The sequence below is a fragment of the Rhizobium sp. FKY42 genome (assembly GCF_005222835.1).
Lineage (GTDB): Bacteria > Pseudomonadota > Alphaproteobacteria > Rhizobiales > Rhizobiaceae > Neorhizobium.
Genome location: NZ_STGA01000059.1, coordinates 1 through 17,891, shown reverse-complemented (window position 1 = coordinate 17,891; position 17,891 = coordinate 1). Strand labels below are relative to the sequence as shown.

General features: G+C 59.6%; 23 protein-coding genes. 21 read left to right on the top strand and 2 right to left on the bottom strand.

Features of this window, described 5'->3' with window-relative positions; genetic code table 11:
- Positions 1 to 46 precede the first annotated feature (46 nt).
- Both E8M78_RS19165 and E8M78_RS19160 read right to left on the bottom strand, forming a co-directional pair.
- Entirely contained in the window at positions 47 to 472 is a 426-nt protein-coding gene (locus tag E8M78_RS19165; RefSeq protein ID WP_137136725.1) for a type II toxin-antitoxin system HicB family antitoxin, read from the bottom strand.
- Positions 473 to 531: 59 nt separating this feature from the next.
- Positions 532 to 729, bottom strand: a complete 198-nt coding sequence (locus E8M78_RS19160; protein ID WP_137136574.1) for a hypothetical protein — start codon at positions 727 to 729, stop codon at positions 532 to 534.
- A gap of 109 nt (positions 730 to 838) precedes the next feature.
- On the opposite strand from E8M78_RS19160, the gene E8M78_RS19155 reads away from it, so the two are divergent.
- The 21 genes from E8M78_RS19155 to E8M78_RS24080 form a co-directional block, all read left to right on the top strand.
- The gene (locus tag E8M78_RS19155; protein ID WP_137136573.1) at positions 839 to 2,188 is read left to right on the top strand and encodes a primase-helicase zinc-binding domain-containing protein; all 1,350 of its coding nucleotides are present in this window, start codon (positions 839 to 841) and stop codon (positions 2,186 to 2,188) included.
- The gene (locus tag E8M78_RS19150; RefSeq protein ID WP_137136572.1) at positions 2,185 to 3,990 is read left to right on the top strand and encodes a DNA primase family protein; all 1,806 of its coding nucleotides are present in this window, start codon (positions 2,185 to 2,187) and stop codon (positions 3,988 to 3,990) included. Before E8M78_RS19155 ends, E8M78_RS19150 begins: the two co-directional genes overlap by 4 nt.
- Positions 3,991 to 4,306: 316 nt before the next feature.
- The gene (locus E8M78_RS19145) at positions 4,307 to 5,095 is read left to right on the top strand and encodes a hypothetical protein (RefSeq protein WP_137136571.1); all 789 of its coding nucleotides are present in this window, start codon (positions 4,307 to 4,309) and stop codon (positions 5,093 to 5,095) included.
- A 178-nt stretch (positions 5,096 to 5,273) separates the two neighbouring features.
- Positions 5,274 to 5,915: a hypothetical protein gene (locus E8M78_RS19140; protein WP_137136570.1), complete on the top strand. Its 642-nt coding sequence runs from the start codon at positions 5,274 to 5,276 to the stop codon at positions 5,913 to 5,915.
- A 237-nt stretch (positions 5,916 to 6,152) separates the two neighbouring features.
- Entirely contained in the window at positions 6,153 to 6,806 is a 654-nt protein-coding gene (locus E8M78_RS19135; RefSeq protein ID WP_137136569.1) for a hypothetical protein, read from the top strand.
- Positions 6,807 to 8,771: a terminase gpA endonuclease subunit gene (locus E8M78_RS19130; RefSeq protein ID WP_137136568.1), complete on the top strand. Its 1,965-nt coding sequence runs from the start codon at positions 6,807 to 6,809 to the stop codon at positions 8,769 to 8,771. It begins immediately after the preceding gene.
- The gene (locus E8M78_RS19125) at positions 8,768 to 10,405 is read left to right on the top strand and encodes a phage portal protein (RefSeq protein ID WP_137136567.1); all 1,638 of its coding nucleotides are present in this window, start codon (positions 8,768 to 8,770) and stop codon (positions 10,403 to 10,405) included. Before E8M78_RS19130 ends, E8M78_RS19125 begins: the two co-directional genes overlap by 4 nt.
- Positions 10,406 to 10,411: 6 nt before the next feature.
- A complete protein-coding gene (locus tag E8M78_RS19120) occupies positions 10,412 to 10,681 on the top strand; it encodes a hypothetical protein (RefSeq protein ID WP_137136566.1) in 270 nt (89 codons plus the stop codon).
- 9 nt (positions 10,682 to 10,690) lie between these two features.
- Positions 10,691 to 11,611, top strand: coding sequence for a S49 family peptidase (locus E8M78_RS19115; protein WP_137136565.1), 921 nt, complete (start codon positions 10,691 to 10,693; stop codon positions 11,609 to 11,611).
- Positions 11,612 to 11,615: 4 nt separating this feature from the next.
- The gene (locus E8M78_RS19110; protein ID WP_137136564.1) at positions 11,616 to 12,218 is read left to right on the top strand and encodes a hypothetical protein; all 603 of its coding nucleotides are present in this window, start codon (positions 11,616 to 11,618) and stop codon (positions 12,216 to 12,218) included.
- A 3-nt stretch (positions 12,219 to 12,221) separates the two neighbouring features.
- Entirely contained in the window at positions 12,222 to 12,605 is a 384-nt protein-coding gene (locus E8M78_RS19105) for a head decoration protein (RefSeq protein WP_137136563.1), read from the top strand.
- 13 nt (positions 12,606 to 12,618) lie between these two features.
- Complete coding sequence (locus E8M78_RS19100; protein WP_137136562.1) at positions 12,619 to 13,629, top strand: major capsid protein; 1,011 nt, start codon at positions 12,619 to 12,621, stop codon at positions 13,627 to 13,629.
- An 85-nt stretch (positions 13,630 to 13,714) separates the two neighbouring features.
- Positions 13,715 to 14,206: a hypothetical protein gene (locus E8M78_RS19095; protein WP_137136561.1), complete on the top strand. Its 492-nt coding sequence runs from the start codon at positions 13,715 to 13,717 to the stop codon at positions 14,204 to 14,206.
- Positions 14,207 to 14,212: 6 nt separating this feature from the next.
- Positions 14,213 to 14,596, top strand: coding sequence for a hypothetical protein (locus tag E8M78_RS19090; RefSeq protein WP_137136560.1), 384 nt, complete (start codon positions 14,213 to 14,215; stop codon positions 14,594 to 14,596).
- 3 nt (positions 14,597 to 14,599) lie between these two features.
- The gene (locus E8M78_RS19085; protein ID WP_137136559.1) at positions 14,600 to 15,385 is read left to right on the top strand and encodes a hypothetical protein; all 786 of its coding nucleotides are present in this window, start codon (positions 14,600 to 14,602) and stop codon (positions 15,383 to 15,385) included.
- Positions 15,378 to 15,899, top strand: coding sequence for a baseplate assembly protein (locus E8M78_RS19080; protein WP_137136558.1), 522 nt, complete (start codon positions 15,378 to 15,380; stop codon positions 15,897 to 15,899). Before E8M78_RS19085 ends, E8M78_RS19080 begins: the two co-directional genes overlap by 8 nt.
- Before the next feature lie 17 nt (positions 15,900 to 15,916).
- On the top strand, positions 15,917 to 16,126 hold the full coding sequence (locus E8M78_RS19075) for a hypothetical protein (RefSeq protein WP_137136557.1): 210 nt from the start codon (positions 15,917 to 15,919) through the stop codon (positions 16,124 to 16,126).
- Positions 16,113 to 16,502 carry a GPW/gp25 family protein gene (locus E8M78_RS19070; protein ID WP_137136556.1) on the top strand — a complete coding sequence of 130 codons (390 nt, stop codon included), beginning with the start codon at positions 16,113 to 16,115 and terminating at the stop codon, positions 16,500 to 16,502. Before E8M78_RS19075 ends, E8M78_RS19070 begins: the two co-directional genes overlap by 14 nt.
- Complete coding sequence (locus E8M78_RS19065; protein ID WP_137136555.1) at positions 16,499 to 17,443, top strand: baseplate J/gp47 family protein; 945 nt, start codon at positions 16,499 to 16,501, stop codon at positions 17,441 to 17,443. Before E8M78_RS19070 ends, E8M78_RS19065 begins: the two co-directional genes overlap by 4 nt.
- On the top strand, positions 17,440 to 17,739 hold the full coding sequence (locus E8M78_RS19060; protein WP_137136554.1) for a hypothetical protein: 300 nt from the start codon (positions 17,440 to 17,442) through the stop codon (positions 17,737 to 17,739). Before E8M78_RS19065 ends, E8M78_RS19060 begins: the two co-directional genes overlap by 4 nt.
- Positions 17,681 to 17,891, top strand: a 211-nt coding sequence (locus E8M78_RS24080) for a phage tail protein (RefSeq protein ID WP_348640128.1), incomplete at its 3' end; no start/stop codon positions are given. The genes E8M78_RS19060 and E8M78_RS24080, both read left to right, overlap by 59 nt.

Here is a 17,891-nt window from a genome sequence, read left to right as displayed (position 1 = left end):
CGACACGCCACACCCTTCTCCTTGCTCAATAGTCAATGTCGCCCGACTAGGCTGCCTGCAATCCCACGACCAGGCGCTTGCCCATTACGGCAAGCGCTTTCGTCAATGCCTGCAATTTGGTGGCGTGATTGAAGTCCAGAATCCGGCGTATTTCTTTCGCGTCCTTTCCCATAAGACGCGCCAGTTCAGCCTGTGTCATGCCGCTTTCAGTGAAGGTCTGAATGACCGCAAGTTTTGCCGCGACATCCGGATCTGGTGTGATCATTATACCGCTCGCTTTCGCTTCGGGCAGCGGGCGACCCAATTCAAGATAGGTCAGCAACGCAACGCCCAGCGCGTCCGCCGCCATTTCTTTCGCTTCAGCCATGTTGCTGCCTTCTGTGATGGCTTCAGGCACATCCTCAAAGGTCACCACGAAGCCACCCGGCGTCCCGTTTGGCTCGAAGGTCGCTGCATAGGTATAGGTTTCCATCGTCTTCTCCATCATCACTATCTGCTTCAGTCTCTATCTAAGCCGAGAAAAGTTGGGGCTTATTTCAGCCCCAACCCCTTTCTGATCTTTGCTGCCGTTTTCGGGTCAATTTCCCGGCTTGGGAGGGTGGTGAACTTGTCTCCTATGAAGACCGTTGCGTGCCCGCCTTTGCCCTTGGACTTGTTGACCCGGAAAGAGAGGCCCAAGGCTTTGGCTTCTTCTTTCAGTTCAGCGATGAAGCGGTCTCGCTTATCCATGACTGTCTCCGTTTCAATGAGAACACTATGGGACATTTTTGTCCTCATGTCAACAGCAAAAGGACAAAAATGTCCTTTTGCTCTGAAGTTTTTAGGGTGAGAAACCTGAATGTCTGACGCGGTCACAGAATTCGTTGAACAGGCGCGGGCTGTCTCATTTGCCGAAGCAGTGGATCGCCTGAAGGTACCTGAACCCCGGAAGGGCAAGCCGGAATTTGAAGGCCCATGCCCTCGCTGTGGCGGCAATGATCGCTTTGCGGTCAATCGGAAAAAAGCTGTCTGGCTTTGCCGTGGCTGCGGTGCTGGCGGGCGCGATGGCATTGGTCTTGCGGCCCACATGCTGCACCTCGATGTCAAAAGCCGTGCCGGATTTCTGGAAGCCTGCTCGGCCGTGCTGGATGAGCCTATTCCGGCAGGAGGCGAGCGCGAAACGGAAGAGGAGCGGGCAGCGCGTCTTGAGCGGATCGATGCCGCCAAGGCAAAGGCCGCGCAAAACCGCAAGGATCGCGAGGATGAGGGCAACCTCTACCGTGAGCGGGAAATTGAAAAAGCCCGCAATTTCTGGATCAACGCCACGGATTGCCGGGAAAATCTGCGCGCCATGGATTATCTGCGCGATTATCTGTTTGCCCGCACCCGCTTCACCGTGCCGGACGGCGTTTTCGTCAATCTGCGCGCCCGCTCGGCCTTCGGCTATTACCACGGCGAGGATGAGCGCGGAAAACCGCTGGAGGTTCATTCCGGCCCGGCCATGATTGCGCCGATCGTCTCGTCCGATTACCGGATCATTGGCTGTCACATCACCTGGCTAGATCTGCGCAATGGCAAGGGCAATTCCCGGCCTGTGCTGTGGGGGCTTTCGAAAGAGGGTGCCAAGGCGGGCAAGCCACTGCTGCCGAATGCCGGACGCCATCGCACCCCGACCCCCGTTGATATCGAGGCGGGTTTCTACGAGCGGCTGCCCACGAAAAAGATGCGCGGCCACAAGACGGGTGGCTTTATTCCGCTGCTGGGTGAGCCAGAGGCCACGCGCTGGCTGGGTGGCGAGGGCATTGAAAACGTGATTGCGGTGGCGGGCGCTGAGGGCTTTCGCGACGATACGTTTTACTTTTCGGCTGGCGATATCGGCAATCTGGCAGGGCCTGCCGACCCCGATTCCGCATTTACTCACGAAAGCGTCGTCACGCGCCTTGCCAATGGCGGCACGCGAAAGCGGCCAATCCCCGGCCCTGTACCCAAAAAGGATCAAGCTCCCGACGATGCGCTGCAAGTGGCCGCGCATGTGCGCGAGCTGGTGCTGGCAGCCGATGGCGACAGCGAGCGGATCTGGACCGCCTCGGCCATGGCCAGGGCAAAGGCGCGGCTGGCGCGCGACGATCTCGACATCGAAATCTGGTGGCCCCCGGAGGGCATGGATTGGTCCGGCGCATTGAGCGCCGCGATAGCAGGTGATGCATGACAAAAAAGAAAAAGCCACAAGGGCCACCGGAAGCGGTGGCGGAAGTACTGCGCCAGGCGGAGGCGCAGCGGGAAGGATACAAGCCGAAAGAGGCGGATGATGACCCCGCCGCCAGCGAAACGGAAACGCTGGCCGACCCGGCTGTGGTGGAATTTTGCGCCGAGCTGGATCACTCCGACACGGATAATGCCCGCCGCCTTAAGCTGCACTTTGGCGATGACCTGGTCGTCGTGGCGGAAGAGAAATCAAAGGAGCCGCTGTTTGGCGTCTGGGCTGGCACCCATTGGGATGTGGCTAATGGAAAGCCGCGTGCCTTGGCGATTGCGCAAAAGCTGGGTGATCGCATTGCCGAAGAGGCGCTGTATATCAAACCCACGGAGAGCCAGCAGGCGCTGCTGGATCTGGCGGATGAGGCCCTCAAGAAGAAGGAAGAAGAGCGATCGGCTCAGGAAAAGCGGCTCATCGTTGCCGCTGAGAAGGTGACGGAAGCGCATGCAAAGGCCGTGAAACGGCGGCTTGATCATGGTGTCAGCTCGAAGAACGTTGCGCGGCTCAATGCCATGCTGTCCTGCATCGCGCCGCACATCATGCGCAAGCCGGATGATTTCAACGCTGACAAATGGACTGTTGCGGTCAAAAACGCCACGCTGACCTTTCGCCGCGTGACGGCAAAAAAGCCAAACCCGCGCCACAAAAGCGTGGAGGAAACCCCAGACGCACCGCCGTTTATCGAATACTGCAAGGAGTTTCACCTCGATGTGGTCAAGGGCCACCGGCGCGAGGATTTCATCACCTCTGTCGTTCCGGTCAAATACGATGCCAAAGCGACATGCCCCAACTGGTTGGCCTTTGTAGATAGCAAACTGCCGGATTCGGAGGTGCGCAAGCTCGTCCAGGTCAGTTCCGGCCTCGGCATGCTGGGCGTCACCGTGCAGTTTCTATTCTTCCACTATGGCAGCGGGGCTAATGGAAAATCCGTCTACATGGAAACGCTCTGCCGGATGATGGGCGATGCGGCCGTGACGCTGCCCGCCACCAGTATCATGGGCGAGGGCGGCTCATCTGGCGGTGCAAGCCCTGACATCGTGCGCCTCTACGGCAAGCGGCTGCTGCGCGTCAAAGAGCTGCCGGAAGGTGAGCCGCTGCGAGAAAACCTCGTCAAGGAATTGACGGGTGGCGAAGGCATTACAGCCCGCAACCTGTTCTCCGGTTACATGGATTTTGAGCCGAAATTCATCGCCATGATGTCCGGTAACGGCTATCCGAAGATCACCGGTACAGATGACGGGATCTGGCGGCGCATGGCCGTCATCCATTGGCCGAAGCAGATCGCGGTGGAGGATCGGCGCGAATTTCAGGAGGTCGTTGCGTCCTTCGTGCCGGAATATCCCGGCATTCTGAACTGGCTGATCGAGGGTGTGCAGATCTACCTGCGCGAGGGTTTGGTCATTCCCGAGGCCGTCAAACAAGCTACGCAGGAATATCGGGACGACATGGATCGGACGGCTGCGTTTGTTGCCCGCTGCATCCAGAAAGACCCGGACGCGCCTGCTATTACCGGCAAGGATCTTTACCGAGCGTATGAGCTTTTCACGCTCGACCAGGGCGGCAAGCCCATGAACTGGACTTCATTCGGGCGCGAGATGGGCCGCAAATTCGACAAGGACAGACAGAGTGGCCTTGTCAATTATCGTGGCATTCGCCTGGTCAATGTGCCCGCTGCACGCCCGGCAGTCTCCGATCCGCCGCCAGGAAGGTTCGCAGCGCCACCCTATGAGGACATTCCGGAGGGCTTCCTGTGATGCCCGCACCCCCGCGCCCCTTTTCGGGCTTTGTCGAAACTGTCCGTTTTCCTCGCAACTGTCTGACAGTTCCGGACAGTTGCGCTGATAGTTCATCGGATAGTTCGGAGCGGAATTGGTGAGCAAAAACAATAGGCGCTGACAGTTCGGATAGTTTCCGCGCGTCCTTTGCATAAGGGGTTTGGGGGAGCGGGAAAAGATTCAGGCATAAAGCCTGCGAAACTGTCCGAACTATCTAACCCACTGAAATCAATAACAATAACTATCAGGACAACCGTCCTGAAACTCTCAGAACTATCTGAAAAGGAATTTCACCATGAAATCCATCTCCATTGAGGACTTGCTGAAATGGGCTTTCACTTTCGAGCTGGGAAAGGTGGATGCTGGTGGTAGTGGCTCATTCTCTGCGGCGTGGCGCTTTACCGAACGAATGGCGGAACTTGGAACGATGATTGACCGGACGCCTAACAGCTACGGTGTCATTCCGGGGTTTGTGGAAGACGGTGATCCTCACCCGGATGCGCTGCTGGTGGGTGATGCCGTTCGTGGTCTGGAAGGGTTTGAGTTCGATATGCCGGAAGATTGGCAGCCCTTTGCGGATCTCGACGATGAATATGGCTTGATTGAGCTGGAGGTAGAAAGCGTTGTGTCGGAACTACGCTTAACGCCGGAAATGATGCGAGGCCGTCGCGCCATCGGTATCATCATCTCGGCGGCGCTTCTGGGTAAAGGTCCGGAATGGCGGGTGGCGCGTCCGGAATATTCGATCGTCAGCAGTAACGGACAGCCGAAATGGTTCGTTCGCAAGCGGGCGCGTGACAGCTTTGGCCGCACTTACTGGTGCGAGGTGGACGGTTTTGACCGTCGCAAGCGGCGTCCGGCCAAGGGCGCATACCGCAAATTCGAGTTGATCCACTCCATGCGCACCGATGTTTTGTCCCGCCTGGAATGGCAGATGTGGCAGACGGCACTCGATGCGCTGGCAGATGATCTGAGACCGCGTCTCGCCGCCCATCGAATCCAGCCCTTTCACGCAGATCTTGAGCCATGGTCGAAAATGCACACTTCGGCAAACATGGCTCAACCCTTTGAAATATCGATATAAAAAAATCTCGCCAATACCCCTTTTTTGCGACGGTCGCTTGACATAGCGTTTATACATCCCAAAAAAGGCCAACCGAACCCGCCAGCAAATCGCTCGGCGGGTTCGTCGTTTCTAGAGATGGAGGCGGCCATGAAACCCGCCGCTGTAATGGCGGCACACCCGCAAATGTGAGGTCACCATGGCTCTGCAAATCAAGTGGGCGGATGTGTCTGGTCTCCAGCGAATGGACAACGCGCTCAAGCGGCTCGATAGCCATGCGAAGCACCTGGTGCTGCAGCGCGCCGTCAATCACACCGGCGACAAGGCGCGCACTCGTGTCATTCGGGCTCTCGCAAAGCAGACCGGGCTTTCGCAAAAAGTGATCCGCAAGGCGGTTCGAACTGGTCGGGCATGGGGAGCGGGCGCTGACATCGAGACGTTTACCGAGGGTCGCGGATCGCTGACCTATACGCTTTCGTCCAAGGGCGGTGACATTTCGCTCAAGTATTTCAAGCCGCGCGAAACGCGGGCTGGTGTGACGGCTGCACCTTTCGGCGTTCGGAAACTGTTTCCCGGTCGTTTCACCAAGGGCGGAAAGTTCCCTGAGCGAAAAACGGCGGCAACGGTGTTGACGAAGAAGGAAGCGGCTCTGCATGGGCACGTCTACAACCGTGCGGGTAAGGCGCGGACGCCTTTAGAGTTCAACGATTCCGGCGTCGTCATCCCGGCGGAAATGCTCAAGGGCGAAACGGCCAGGGCCTTCACGGCTGTGGTCGAGACGGATCTGCCGCCGCGTGTGATCCACGAGATCGAGCGGCTGGTGCCCGGCTTCTTCGATTGAGTGTGGCCTCAACAGAAAAAAATTGCTTTAGTTGCATTTTTCTGTTGACGCGCCTATTGGTTGCATGTTATAATTGCATTAGGCATGCCTTATGCACCCCCCCTGGGTTAGGGACCGTACCCCTTTCCGACCCCCTGCGGCCGGAGAACGGCCCGAAATCTCGCCAGTCTGAGGCTAAAAACGAAGCCTAAAATTCTAAAGACCGGCTAAAAACCTAAACAAGATCGGTAAAGTCGGATGGAAGCCTCTGTTACCAAGGGCGAATTCGCGGCACTGATCGGCGTCTCGCCCGGTCGCGTGAGCCAATACTTGGCGGAGGGCAAGATTTCCGCCGCCTCGCTGCACGGCCATGGCCGCAATGCCCGCATCATCGTTGAGCGTGCCAAGGCGGATCTGCGCATGGGCCTCGACATCGGCCAACGTATGGGCAACGGGCTCGACACGCGCCTGGACGAAGATCCAGCGGCGCGGCTTGGACCACTTGGCACCTATCGCGGGCGCAGCGAGGCGGATGGATCGCAGCCAAAGCCGAAAGAGCTGGACTTAGAGATCAAGCAGCAAAAGCTTGAGCAGCTGCAGCGCATCAACCGCAACGCGGCCATTACCGACATGAAGGCGGCGGGCACGCTGACGGAAACGGAGGCCTCTCGCGCCTCCATGGTGCAGCTCGCCACCAAGATCGTTCTCACCTTCGAGGGCGGCATGCCGGAAATCGCCAACGCGATGGCCGAGGAATTCAAGATTCCGCAGCGCGATGTGCTGCACCTGCTGCAGCGGGAATTTCGAAAGCTGCGCGAGAACGCGGCGAAACAGGCCCGCAAGCAAATGGCGGACCTGCCAGAAACCATTGAAACGGCCATTGAGGTCGAAGAAGCGGAGACCCTGAACTGAATGACCTCCATGATCGTCCACACGGCCAATGCGGAACGCCTGGCCTATGATGTCATGGCTGAAGTCCTGCAGCCCCCCGCCGAGGTGGATTACCTCGCCTGGGCCATCGACAACATCAAGTTTTCGAAGCGTGAAAGCCCGTTCCCAGGTGATTACAACCCGGATAACTTTCCGTATTTCAACGAAATCCTGAAGGCGCTCTCGCCCTCTGACCCCTGCCGCATTGTGACGCTGATGAAATCGGCGCAGCTTGGCGGCACGGTGCTGGCGAACATTTTCACCCTCGGCTCGCTGGCCATGGACCCCGGCGACCTCCTGTATGTCTGGCCGACTGTCACCAAGGCGGAAAACTGGTCGAAGATGAAACTTGCGCCCATGCTGCGCAACACGTCTTCACTTGCCAAAGCCTTTCCGATGAAAAGCCGGGATGGTCACGACAGCCTGCTCTACAAGGAGCGGGCGGATGGCCGTGGTGCGATGCTGATCATGGGCGCAAACGCGCCGATCGACCAGGTGTCCGTGCCCCGGCAGGTGCAGGACGATCTCTCGAAATTCGAGAACAACTCGGCGGGTGATCCGGAAACACAAGCCGACAGTCGCTCGCGGGCTTACGAGTTCGCGAAGGTGTTCAAGATCTCGACACCACTGGTCATGCCGGGCTGCCGCATCACACGCAGCTTCGAGGATGGCAGCCAGGAACACCTCTATGTGCCTTGCCCCCATTGCGGGCACATGCAGACGCTGGAATGGGAAAACATGCTCGCCAATCTGGATGAAGCCCATCCGGAAAAGGCGCATTTCACCTGCATCGAATGCGGGACCGAGATCGAGGAGCATCATCGCGTAAAAATGGCGCGTGCCGGTGAGTGGCGTGCGCACAATCCGAAAGCCAAGCGCCAGCATCGATCGTTTTATCTGTGGTCGGTCATCTCGGCCCTGCAGAGCTGGGAACGTATCGCCCGCGAGTGGCTGAGCGCGAAGGGAGATCCTGCATCCGAGCAGACATTCCTGAACGACACGGTCGGGCGGGCCTATGTCACAGCGGGCGAGGCTCCGCCCTGGGAGACGCTGCGCGATCGTGCCGCCAAGTCGGATTATGCCAAGGGCAGGATACCGCTCGGTGGTCTGGTGCTCACTCTGGGGATCGACTGCCAGATCGACCGCGTCGAATGCCAGATCGTGGCCTTCGGACGCGACTTCCGTCGCTTCGTGGTCGATTACTTCGTCATTCCCGGCCACATCTCGGACCCGGTCTGCCAGGAGCGGCTCGATGCGTTGATCTACCAGACCTGGAAGAACAGCGTCGGCCGACCGATTGGCCTCGATCGTGTGGCGATCGACGGTAACGCCTTCACCGAAGAGGTGTGGGAATGGGTTCGGCGTCATCCAGCCAGCAAGCTGGTCATGGTGCGTGGTGCCAATAGCGATCTGGCCCCGCTGACCCAGCGGGTCAAGAAGGAGCGTAACCACCGCACCGGCAAGGTGAACAAGTATTCGCGCCGTTTCTACACCTTCAACGGCTCGGTGCTGAAAATGGCGCTGTACCGCAATGTTGGGAAAATCGACCCGCTGGAGCGCGGCTTCGTCGGGTTCCCCACAGGGCTGGACGACGAATATTTCCGGATGCTTACCGCCGAGCGGCGCGTGCCGAAGAAACGGAAAGACGGCCACACCGAATACAAATGGGAGAAGGATGCGGCGCAAGCCAACGAAGCTCTCGACACCATGAACCAGGCCGAGGTCGCAGCTATCCTCTACGGCATTCGCGATATGCCGGACGCGATCTGGGATCGTCTTGAGGCAGAGCGGGAAAGCCCGATGCCAGAGGCCCAGCTCGATTTCGAGGAAGGTCTCTTCGGCTTTGCCGCCAAGGCAGACCCCACAGCAGCACCGCTGCCGGTGCAGCAGCAGCCGGGCAAACCTGCCCCGGCGAAACGTGAAAACAGGTGGAAGAAACGCAAATGACGGAAAAGCAACGCGTTCGGGTCAAAGCCGGGTCATCTCCCGCGCCATCCGTCCGGCCGCAGGGCCTGCCGTCGCAGCCGCGCGCCCGTGCGGCGTATATGCGCGACACGCAATCGGGCGTGATCGCAGCCCGGCCAGCCTCGCTGCGCGAGCACCGCGACGAAATTCGCCGGGTGTGGACCCGCGCGGCCGGGCTGGCCATGGACATGTTGCAAAACAGCGGCAAACTGCGCGGTGCTGCAGATCAGATCCTGGCCGATACGGTGGGCGTCGAACTGGCGCTCAACCCGAAGCCGGATCTGACTCGCTTCGGTTACTCCCAGAAGGAGGCAATCGAATGGGTGCGGCTGGTCAAGGCCAAGCACAAAGTCTGGGCGTGGAACCCGCTGGAATGCGATCTGCGGGCAAAGCTCACCAATCCGCAGCAGACTGACATTGGCCTGCGCAACTGGCTGGCCTTTGGCGAAAGCACGGGCGTCATCGTCTACCTGCCCCGCAGCCAGCGCCTGCCTGGCACCCGCACCGGCACAAAGTTTCTGGTGTTCACCCCGTCAAAACTGGTGCAGGACACCAATGAGATCGAGGGGCTTTACCAGGGCGTGGTGCATGATGCCTATCACCGCCCGATTGCCTATCGCTGCGAAGAGCGCCGCGACGGTCTGACGATCAAGCGGGACTATGCTGCCCGCGATATCGAAGGCCGCCCCATGTTCATGCATGCTTTCGACCCCTTTACGGCGGAGGATGTACGCGGCATCTCGCCGCTAGCGCCAACGTTCCGCAAGTTCCTGATGGCGGAAAATTCTGATGATGCGACCGCGCAGCTTCTGTTTTTGCAGACGATCTATTCGATCATCATCAAGAGCGAGAAGCCCAGCGCAGAGGCTTTCGAGTTTCTGGAAAACCTCGATAGCCTTGGTGCAACCAGCGCCAAGGAGGTGGCGGGCGATGTGCTTGACTACTTCAAGGCCCAGCTCGATCGTGCTGCGGAATCGGAAATCAAGATGGGGCCTGGCTTTTCCGGCGTGTCTCACCTCGCGCCTGGTGAAGATCTTGAATTCAAGAACATCAGCGGCGTAGGCCCAGATACAAAGGCTTTCCTCGCCAAGCTCGATCGGGAAGTCGCCCGTGCGCTCAGCATGTCCTATGGCGGTTACACCCTCGACTATACTGATGCGAGCTACGCCTCAACGAACATGGAAAATTCGTCGCTCTGGCCGATCGCGCAGCGCAGGACGGATCGTATCGCGGCACCCCATGTGCTGCTGCCTTATGAAAGTTGGCTCGATGAAATGATCGAGGAAGGCGAGATACCGTTCAAGGGCGGCGCGGATGTCTATCGGGCAAACCGCAATGCGATCCAGTACGCTATCTGCCACGGGCCATCAAAGCCCACGGCAGACGACGAAAAGCGGGCGAATGCGGCCAGTGAACGGCTGGCAAACGGCACCTCGACGCTGGAAGCCGAATGCGCCGAGCTGGGGCAGGATCCGGAAGAAGTCTTCGAAAGCCGCGCCCGCTGGGATGCCCGCTACAAGGAGGCAGGTATGCAAAGCCCGTTTGAACGCGGGTTTGGCAGCAGGCCCTCCGCGACACAGCAGAACGACAACCAACGGCAAAAGCAGAAAGCCTGATCCACCATGGCAAACATGCAGAAAATCGGCGGCGCTCCCGTCGATGTCGATGACCCGTGCCAGGTGCTTGCTGCGCTGCGCCTGGTCAAAACCAAACTGGCAGCGGGCGAAAACGTCGAGGAGTTCTCGATCAAGTCCACCGCCACGCAGGAAAGCGTGCGGTTTACCCCCGCAAAACCGGCGCTGCTGGAGCAGGAAATCCAGCGATACGAGCGCCTCTGCGCGGAAAAGCAGGGCACTCGCACCTGTGGCCGACGCTGGAAATTCCGCTATTGAGGACAGGCCATGAGCTTTAGATATGCGCAGGTCTCGCAGCGGGTGTTCAACACCCCGCTGATGTATGACGAACGAAAGGCCGCGGCTTTTCTACATGGCCTCGGCAGCCGCATTGCTGGCGATACCATCGTGGTCACCAATGCGGCCGGTGCGGTGGATCATGTGGCCGGTGCCAATGGTCGACCGCTTGCCGGCAAGGTCGGCAACCGAATGGAAAGGCGCTTCGCAGCCAACAACCTGCTGCCCTTCGATATGGTCGGCAGTGTCGCGATCATCCCGATCGAGGGCACGCTGGTCCATAAAGGCGGCTGGGTGGGCAGCTATTCCGGCGAGACCTCCTATCAAGGCCTTCAGGCGCAGATCGCCCTGGCCCGTCAGTCGAAAGAGGTCAAAGGCGTCGCCTTCGAAACCGATAGCTATGGCGGCGAGGTCAATGGCGGTTTTGAAACGGCCAGAGACATTGCGCGCCTTTCTGCGGAAAAGCCCACAATCTCGATCCTGACGGATTTTGCCTATTCGGCTGGTTATCTGCTCGCGTCTCAGGCGCGCAGCGTGATCATGCCGCGCTTTGGCGGCGCAGGCTCGATCGGCGTGATCATGATCCACGCCGATTACAGCCAGGCGCTTGAGAATGAGGGCATCCGCCTCACCATCATCCGGGCAGGCAAGAAGAAGGCCGATGGCAATCCCTACGAGGCCTTGCCCGATGCTGTGGCGACCCGCTGGCAGGCAATGGCCGATGCCATGCGGCTGGAGTTCGCGCAAACGGTTGCCACAGGGCGGCGCGGGCGCATCACCAAGGCAAAGGCGCTCGCCACCGAAGCCGATGTCTACAACGCAAGCGAGGCGCTTTCGCTCGGTCTGGTCGATGCGATCGCGGATCCGCTGGAGGCGTTCGAAGCCTTCGTCAACGAAGTCAACAGGAGCTAACCCCATGGCCCGTCTTCTCTCTGCAATCCGGCTTGCCGTTGGCTCCGGAGCGCAAACCCATGCCCTCGAACAGATCGAAGGTGAGCCGGACGCCAACGCGTCCATTTCCGAACCGCCTCAAGCCGAGGCAAACTCCCCCGGAGGTATCATGTCTGGTATCCAGACTTTGACCGGCGCGGCATCTCCTGCCTCGCCCGCAACAACACCCAGCGCCGCCGCCCCCGGTGGTCAGGATGGCGCACAGGCCGCAACCGATCGCTTGATGACAGTCTTCACCGCAGACGGCATCAAGGGGGATGCAGGCCGCATGAGCGCCGCTTTCGATCTTGCTGCAAGCGCCCCTGGCATGACAGCGGATGCAGTCGTCAGCTTTGTGGCAACCCATGTTCCTGCGGCAGGCGCGAATTCCAGCGCACCTGCAAGCGATCCACCGCCTCCGGCTCCTGCCCCGGCAGCAAAAACAGCGCCAGCCGTATCCTACGAGCAGCAGCGCCTCAATGCGGCGGCACTGGCACAGCCGGGCGGCACCTCAGCTAACTCCGCACAACCGAAGATCTCTGCATCCAGCATCTTCGAAATGCGCCGCAACGCTTTGAAGGGAGCGTAAGCAATGCAGAGCAAATTCACGGAAACCCCCCGCGATCTCGCGTTTCTTCTGACGGAAGCAAACGGCTACCTCTCGCGAGACACCGTCGTGATCCTCGCTGGGTCCGGCAAGGTGAAGGCTGGTACAGTGCTCGGCAAGATCACTGCATCCGGCAAGTTCGTTCCATCACCCGCTGCACAGGTTGCAGGCAAGGAAGGCGCGGAAACGGCCATCGCAATCCTCGGCTACGAGGTCGACGCAACCAACGACGATGTACCTGCCGTCATCATCGCCAACGATGCCGAGGTCAAGCGCCCGATGCTGATCTTCGACGCGAGCGTCGATGATGCCACCAAACAAACGGCAAAGCTGACCCAGCTGCGCGCCGTCAACATCAAGGCTCGATAAGGAGACCGCTTCAATGTCCACAGTGAATGTTCATACCGGCGACCCCTTCAGCCTGGAAAGCATGACAGCCGCCGTCAACTCCGTGCCCTACCGTCCCGGCCAAGTTTCTGCGAGCGGTATCTTCGAGGAAGACAGCGTCAGCACGACAATGATTTCTGTTGAGCTGCGCGACGGCAAACTTGCTCTTGTTGAGCCGACTGCACGCGGCGGTGCTGGTGAAACGACCGGCGACGACGATCGCACCAAGATCGCGGTTGAGGTTCCACATTACCAGCGTGACGATTCCGTTCTGGCAGATGAGGTCCAGAACGTGCGCGAGTTCGGTACTGAAAGCACGCTTGAAACCGTCACGCGCCGCGTCAATCGCAAGGCGCAGCGCCACGCGGCGGACCTCTCGATGACGTTGGAACACCAGCGCGTCGGCGGTGTCAAAGGTGTCATTCTTTCGAAGAACGGCAAGATCCTGGCCAATTGCTACAATGCTTTTGGCATTGCGGTTCCGGCCCCGGTCTCGATGCAGTTGTCGACAGAAAGCACCCAAGTCAGTGACAGGTTTCAGGACGTCATTTACTCGATCGAGGATTCCCTTGATGAGCCTTATGACGGCCTGCATGTCTGGACCGGGCGCGATTTTCATCGAGCCCTGTGGCGACACAAGTCCGTGCGCGAAACATTCTTGTACAACAACGGAGCCGCAGTACTGCGCCAGGATGTACCTGACGTTTTCGAGTGGGGTGGCGCGACCTGGGAGCGGTACAGAACCGGCGCGAAGGCCACGGCGGATCTCGGCTCCCCTTATTTCGCATCGGACGAAGCGCGCGTCATTCCGAAGGGTGTTCCTGGCCTGTTCATCACGCGCTTCGCACCGGCTGACTACAACGAGACCGTCAACACGCCGGGCCTGCCCTTCTATGCGAAGTTGATCGAGATGCGGAACGGCAAGGGCTACGACTTGGAAGTTCAGATGAACGCCATTTCGCTCTGCACCCGCCCGCAGGTTTTGCGCAAACTCACTCTCGCCTGAATGGCGCTTGTGAGCATCAGGATGCCGCCCCTCTCGCGGCATCCTGATGTCTATTTGCAAGTATGCCAACGGTAAGGATCACACCATGGCTTCCAAGAAAATGACCATCGCCTTCCTGCAAGGCGGAATTATTCCTGCCGCAATCCTGAACCTTGCAAAGGATCGGCACTGCGATGCGCGCGAGCCGATCGAGGTTCCAGAATTCTACGGCAAAAGCCTTATTCAGGATCGGATTGCGATCCCGGCAGAGTTGCCATCAGCTGTTGTCGAAAAGCCCAAGGCTTCCACGAACAACCGCTCGACGCCAAAGTCGAAAGAGCCGGCTCCTGCTGCTGCTCCAACGCCAGATCAGCCGGATCCTGGCATCGTGACCCTCATCGGCTCCAACATCCTGCCCGATCAGGTGGAGATCGCACCGGGCAAGAGCGTGCCGCTTGGCGAGATCGTCGCAAAGGCACATGAGAAATCCGGCCTTTCGATTGAGGACTGGAACGCTTTGCCGCAAGCAGACCGGGATGCTCTGCTCACCGCCACGGTCGATGAGCTGAAGGCGGAAGCCTCTCAGCAGCAGCCTTGAACCACCATGGATCTGGAAAGCGTTCGCGGTTTCCTGCCTTCCATGACGCGGGAGCGCATGGGCGAGGAAGTGACCCTCACCGCCATGAAGGAGGGCAAAATGGGGATGCGGCCGGATCCCGATCGCGCGCCCCAGACCTTGAAGGGGCGGATGGATGCCGAGCCGCAGCTTGAGCAGCTGGGCGGTGGCCGCGAACGTCCCGGCCACGCGAAATTCATGAGCGACCATCGCACCGTGTCTTTCGCCCAGGCTGATCTCATATGGCCCCCGGATACCGGGTGCCATCTCACCCGCACCCATCCCATTACAAAGGCGGTGGAGCATTACCGCATTGACCGCACCTATGAGCCGTACCCCGGCAATGTGGTGTGTGACCTGTCGAGGATCTGACCCATGAGCATTGTGCGCCAGCTGATACAGCTGTCCATCGTCGAGGCCCTGCGCGACCAGACCATGGCCGGTGATTGTGTCTTTGATAGCCGCATGGAGCGGATTTCCGGTCTCGCTGAAGAGCAGGCAGTGCCTGTCATCGTCGTTTCGGTCGAAACGGCGGATCAATCAGACCAGACCCCCGGCGGTATTGGCCTGCTCGGACGCGACACCTCACTCAGTGTGCTGATCCAGACGGCTGTTGTGACGGCCCGCAAGGTCAAGGATGATAATGGCACGGTCATCCGCCAGGGCATCGGTGAAACCGATGCCGCACTGGAGGGCGCGCTCAATATTCTCGACCGGCAGTGGCGGCATGTGCTGCACACGCCGGAAAGCGAGTGGGCCGAGGTTTTCCGCGATTTGGTCCTGGCTACCCATAGCGTCAAGGATACGCGAGCGGCTGATCCTGATACCAAGCGCAAGCATGCCGCCCGCTTCGTACAGATCGATCTTGATGTGCTGCCAGATCCACTGCCCGGTGATGAGCTTCCGGAGGCGATCGAGCGCGGGCTCGCCCTGATGGCGGCAGATCCGGAGTATGCAGAGCTTGCAGCCGATTGGCGGGCGCTGTTGGCCAAAGGTCGAGACTGGCCGGAATGGCGCAAACTGCAATCGCGCCTTTTTGCCACCCGCAAGGATATGGCAACCATTGGCCTTGGCCCGCTGGATATTGATGAGCTGGTGCCGTTTACGCACGCCCGCTTGAACGTTCGTGGCATGCAGCCCATGGAGTTTGGCAGTGATTAACGACATCCTCGTAATGCGCCAGGAGCTGGAGGCGCTGAAAAACACCGTCGCCCGCATGGTGCAGGTGGGCACGGTGGAGGAGCTGGACGCGGCAAAGGGCTACCGGCTCAATCTCGGTCCCGGTCCTGATGGCAAGCCGGTGCTTTCGCCCTGGCTGCCGCATCCCGAAACAGGCAAGACCTCGATCCCGCTGAAGAAAAACCAGATCGCCATGGCCATCAATCCGGGCGGCGATCCGCGTCAGGGCTTTTTGCTGCGCGGCGGCTATTCGGATGAGCACAAGACGCCGAGTGACGATCTGGAGGCCAATGTCTTCGAGGATGCGGGCGTGCGGATCTCGATCAAGGATCGTGCTCTGGTCATCAAGGCAGGCGGTGTCACGATCACGATCAGCGGCGCTGGCATGAAGATTGAGGGTGGCAAGGTCACCCATGACGGCAAGAACATCGGCTCGACCCACATCCACGGCGGTGTGCGCAAGGGCGTAGAAGACACGGCTGTGCCGTCCAACTAACTCGAAGGAGCCCAGCAATGGCGAAAAAAACCGTGGCAGCCCCCGCTGCCCGCGAACGAACCGGCGTGACCACCTATCAGGTGTCCGAGGGTGTCACCCTCATCAATGGCAAGAAGGTCGAGGGAAAAACGGTGGAGCTGACGCCTGCCGAGGCGCTCTATGATCTTTCGCTCGGACGTCTGATCGACCCGAAGCCGAAGGCAGAAGCCCCCGATGGCGGGAATTGACCGGCATACCGGCAAGCGGATCAGCAACCTCGATAGCGCCACCCAGGCGGTGATTTTCATCCTCTCGACCCGCATGGGCGATGTGCCGCTATTGCGGGAATTCGGCGGCGGTGTCGTCGAGCTTCTGGGGCGGGCGGTAACGCCTGCCCTGTTTGCCGCCTGGAAGCAGCTCATCGCCACCGCAATCGACCTGTGGGAACCGAGGTTCAAGGTCCGGCGCGTGCTGGTCACGGGTTCCGCTGAAAAGCTCCGAATGGGGCAGGCTGGCCTCCTCATCGAAGCCGATTTCCGCCCGCGCGGGCATCTTGGCGATTTCACGGTCGAGCGTGTCGTAACGTTCGGCTTGGGCTTTAATGGCGGAGTGACGCTGCAATGACCTATGCGCCAACAGCGATCGACCTGTCGCGCCTGCCAGCGCCGCAGGCGATTGAAGCCGTCTCGCTCGATCAGCTTCAGGCCGATTTCAAGGCCCGTTTCCTTTTGGAATGGGCAGCCCAGCAGCAGCTGGACCCGACGCTGGAGGACTTCACAGAGGCGGAGCTTGAAACGCACCCGGCAATCGTCGTGGCGCGAGCCTGGCGCTATCTGCGAAACCTCGATCGCAACCGCGTCAACGATGCGCTGAAGGCTTTGCTGGCGCCACTTTCGACGGGCAGCAATCTCGATGCCCTGGTGGCTGGCCGCAATATTGAGCGGCTAACGATCGTTGAGGCAACGGCGAACGCTCCCGCCATACTGGAAGGCGATGCGTCGCTGTTGCAGCGATATCTGCTCTCGTTTGACGCCCCTGCTGCCGGTTCTGCCGGACGATATCTTTTCGATGCCTGGGGCGCATGGCCTCAGTCCGAAGACAAGGCGCTTGGTCTTTGGGATGCGCGGGTGAACGGGTTTGATGTTCACGGTCGGCGTGGCGATACGGATGTTATTATCATCGGCCCATCGGGGCGAGTGCCCACGTCTGAGGAGCTGGCGACGGTTCGGAGCGCGGTTCGCTCGGTCAACCGAGTACCGGAGGGCGTTGCCGTTTCGGTGCTGGCTGCCACGCGGGTGGAATATACCGTCTCGCTGGTGATTGAGGTTCCGGGCATGGGTCCGGCTCCCTCGGTTCTGGTGGCGGAAGCGGAGGCGCGGGTGCGTGCGGCCGCACTGTCACGCACCATCATCGGCGGCGAAATCCCAGACGGTTTGCTGGCGGGTAGCGCCTATGGCTCGAATGTCATTCGGGTGCGTGACCTGTCGCCGGTCTCGATATTCCCTGATCCCTACAAAGTGCCGGTGATGACTGGCCTGACGATTACGCCGGAGGTGCGAACATGAGTGCTGAGCCAGAATACAGCCTGGAGCAGCAGCTTGCTGATCTCTCTGCTGTGAAGCGCATGGCTGAACGATATGCCCAACAGATAGAGCTCATTCGTCTATCAGGCGAGGATTTGGAGCTTTTGGAAGATATGGAGAATGATGCCGCGTTCCTTCGGTTGCTGCATTTTGCTGCTTCTGCTCGCACCCAGCAATCAATTACGTCTGTGATCAACATTTCTTCGGCTCCGAAACTGAATGTTTCAGCTATCGCTGAATCCTTGCGGCAAGCTCGCAGTGGAGAAGATGATGGCTGAGGTAAAACCGCTTCTCCCATCCTCTTCCGGGGCATTTGAGTATGCTTTGGCTGCGGGAATGTCGGATGATTTGCCAGTGCCTTATGCGCAGATCATGGACCCGTACCAGACGCCTGTGCGGTTTCTGCCCTGGCTTGCGGCGCATCACTCGG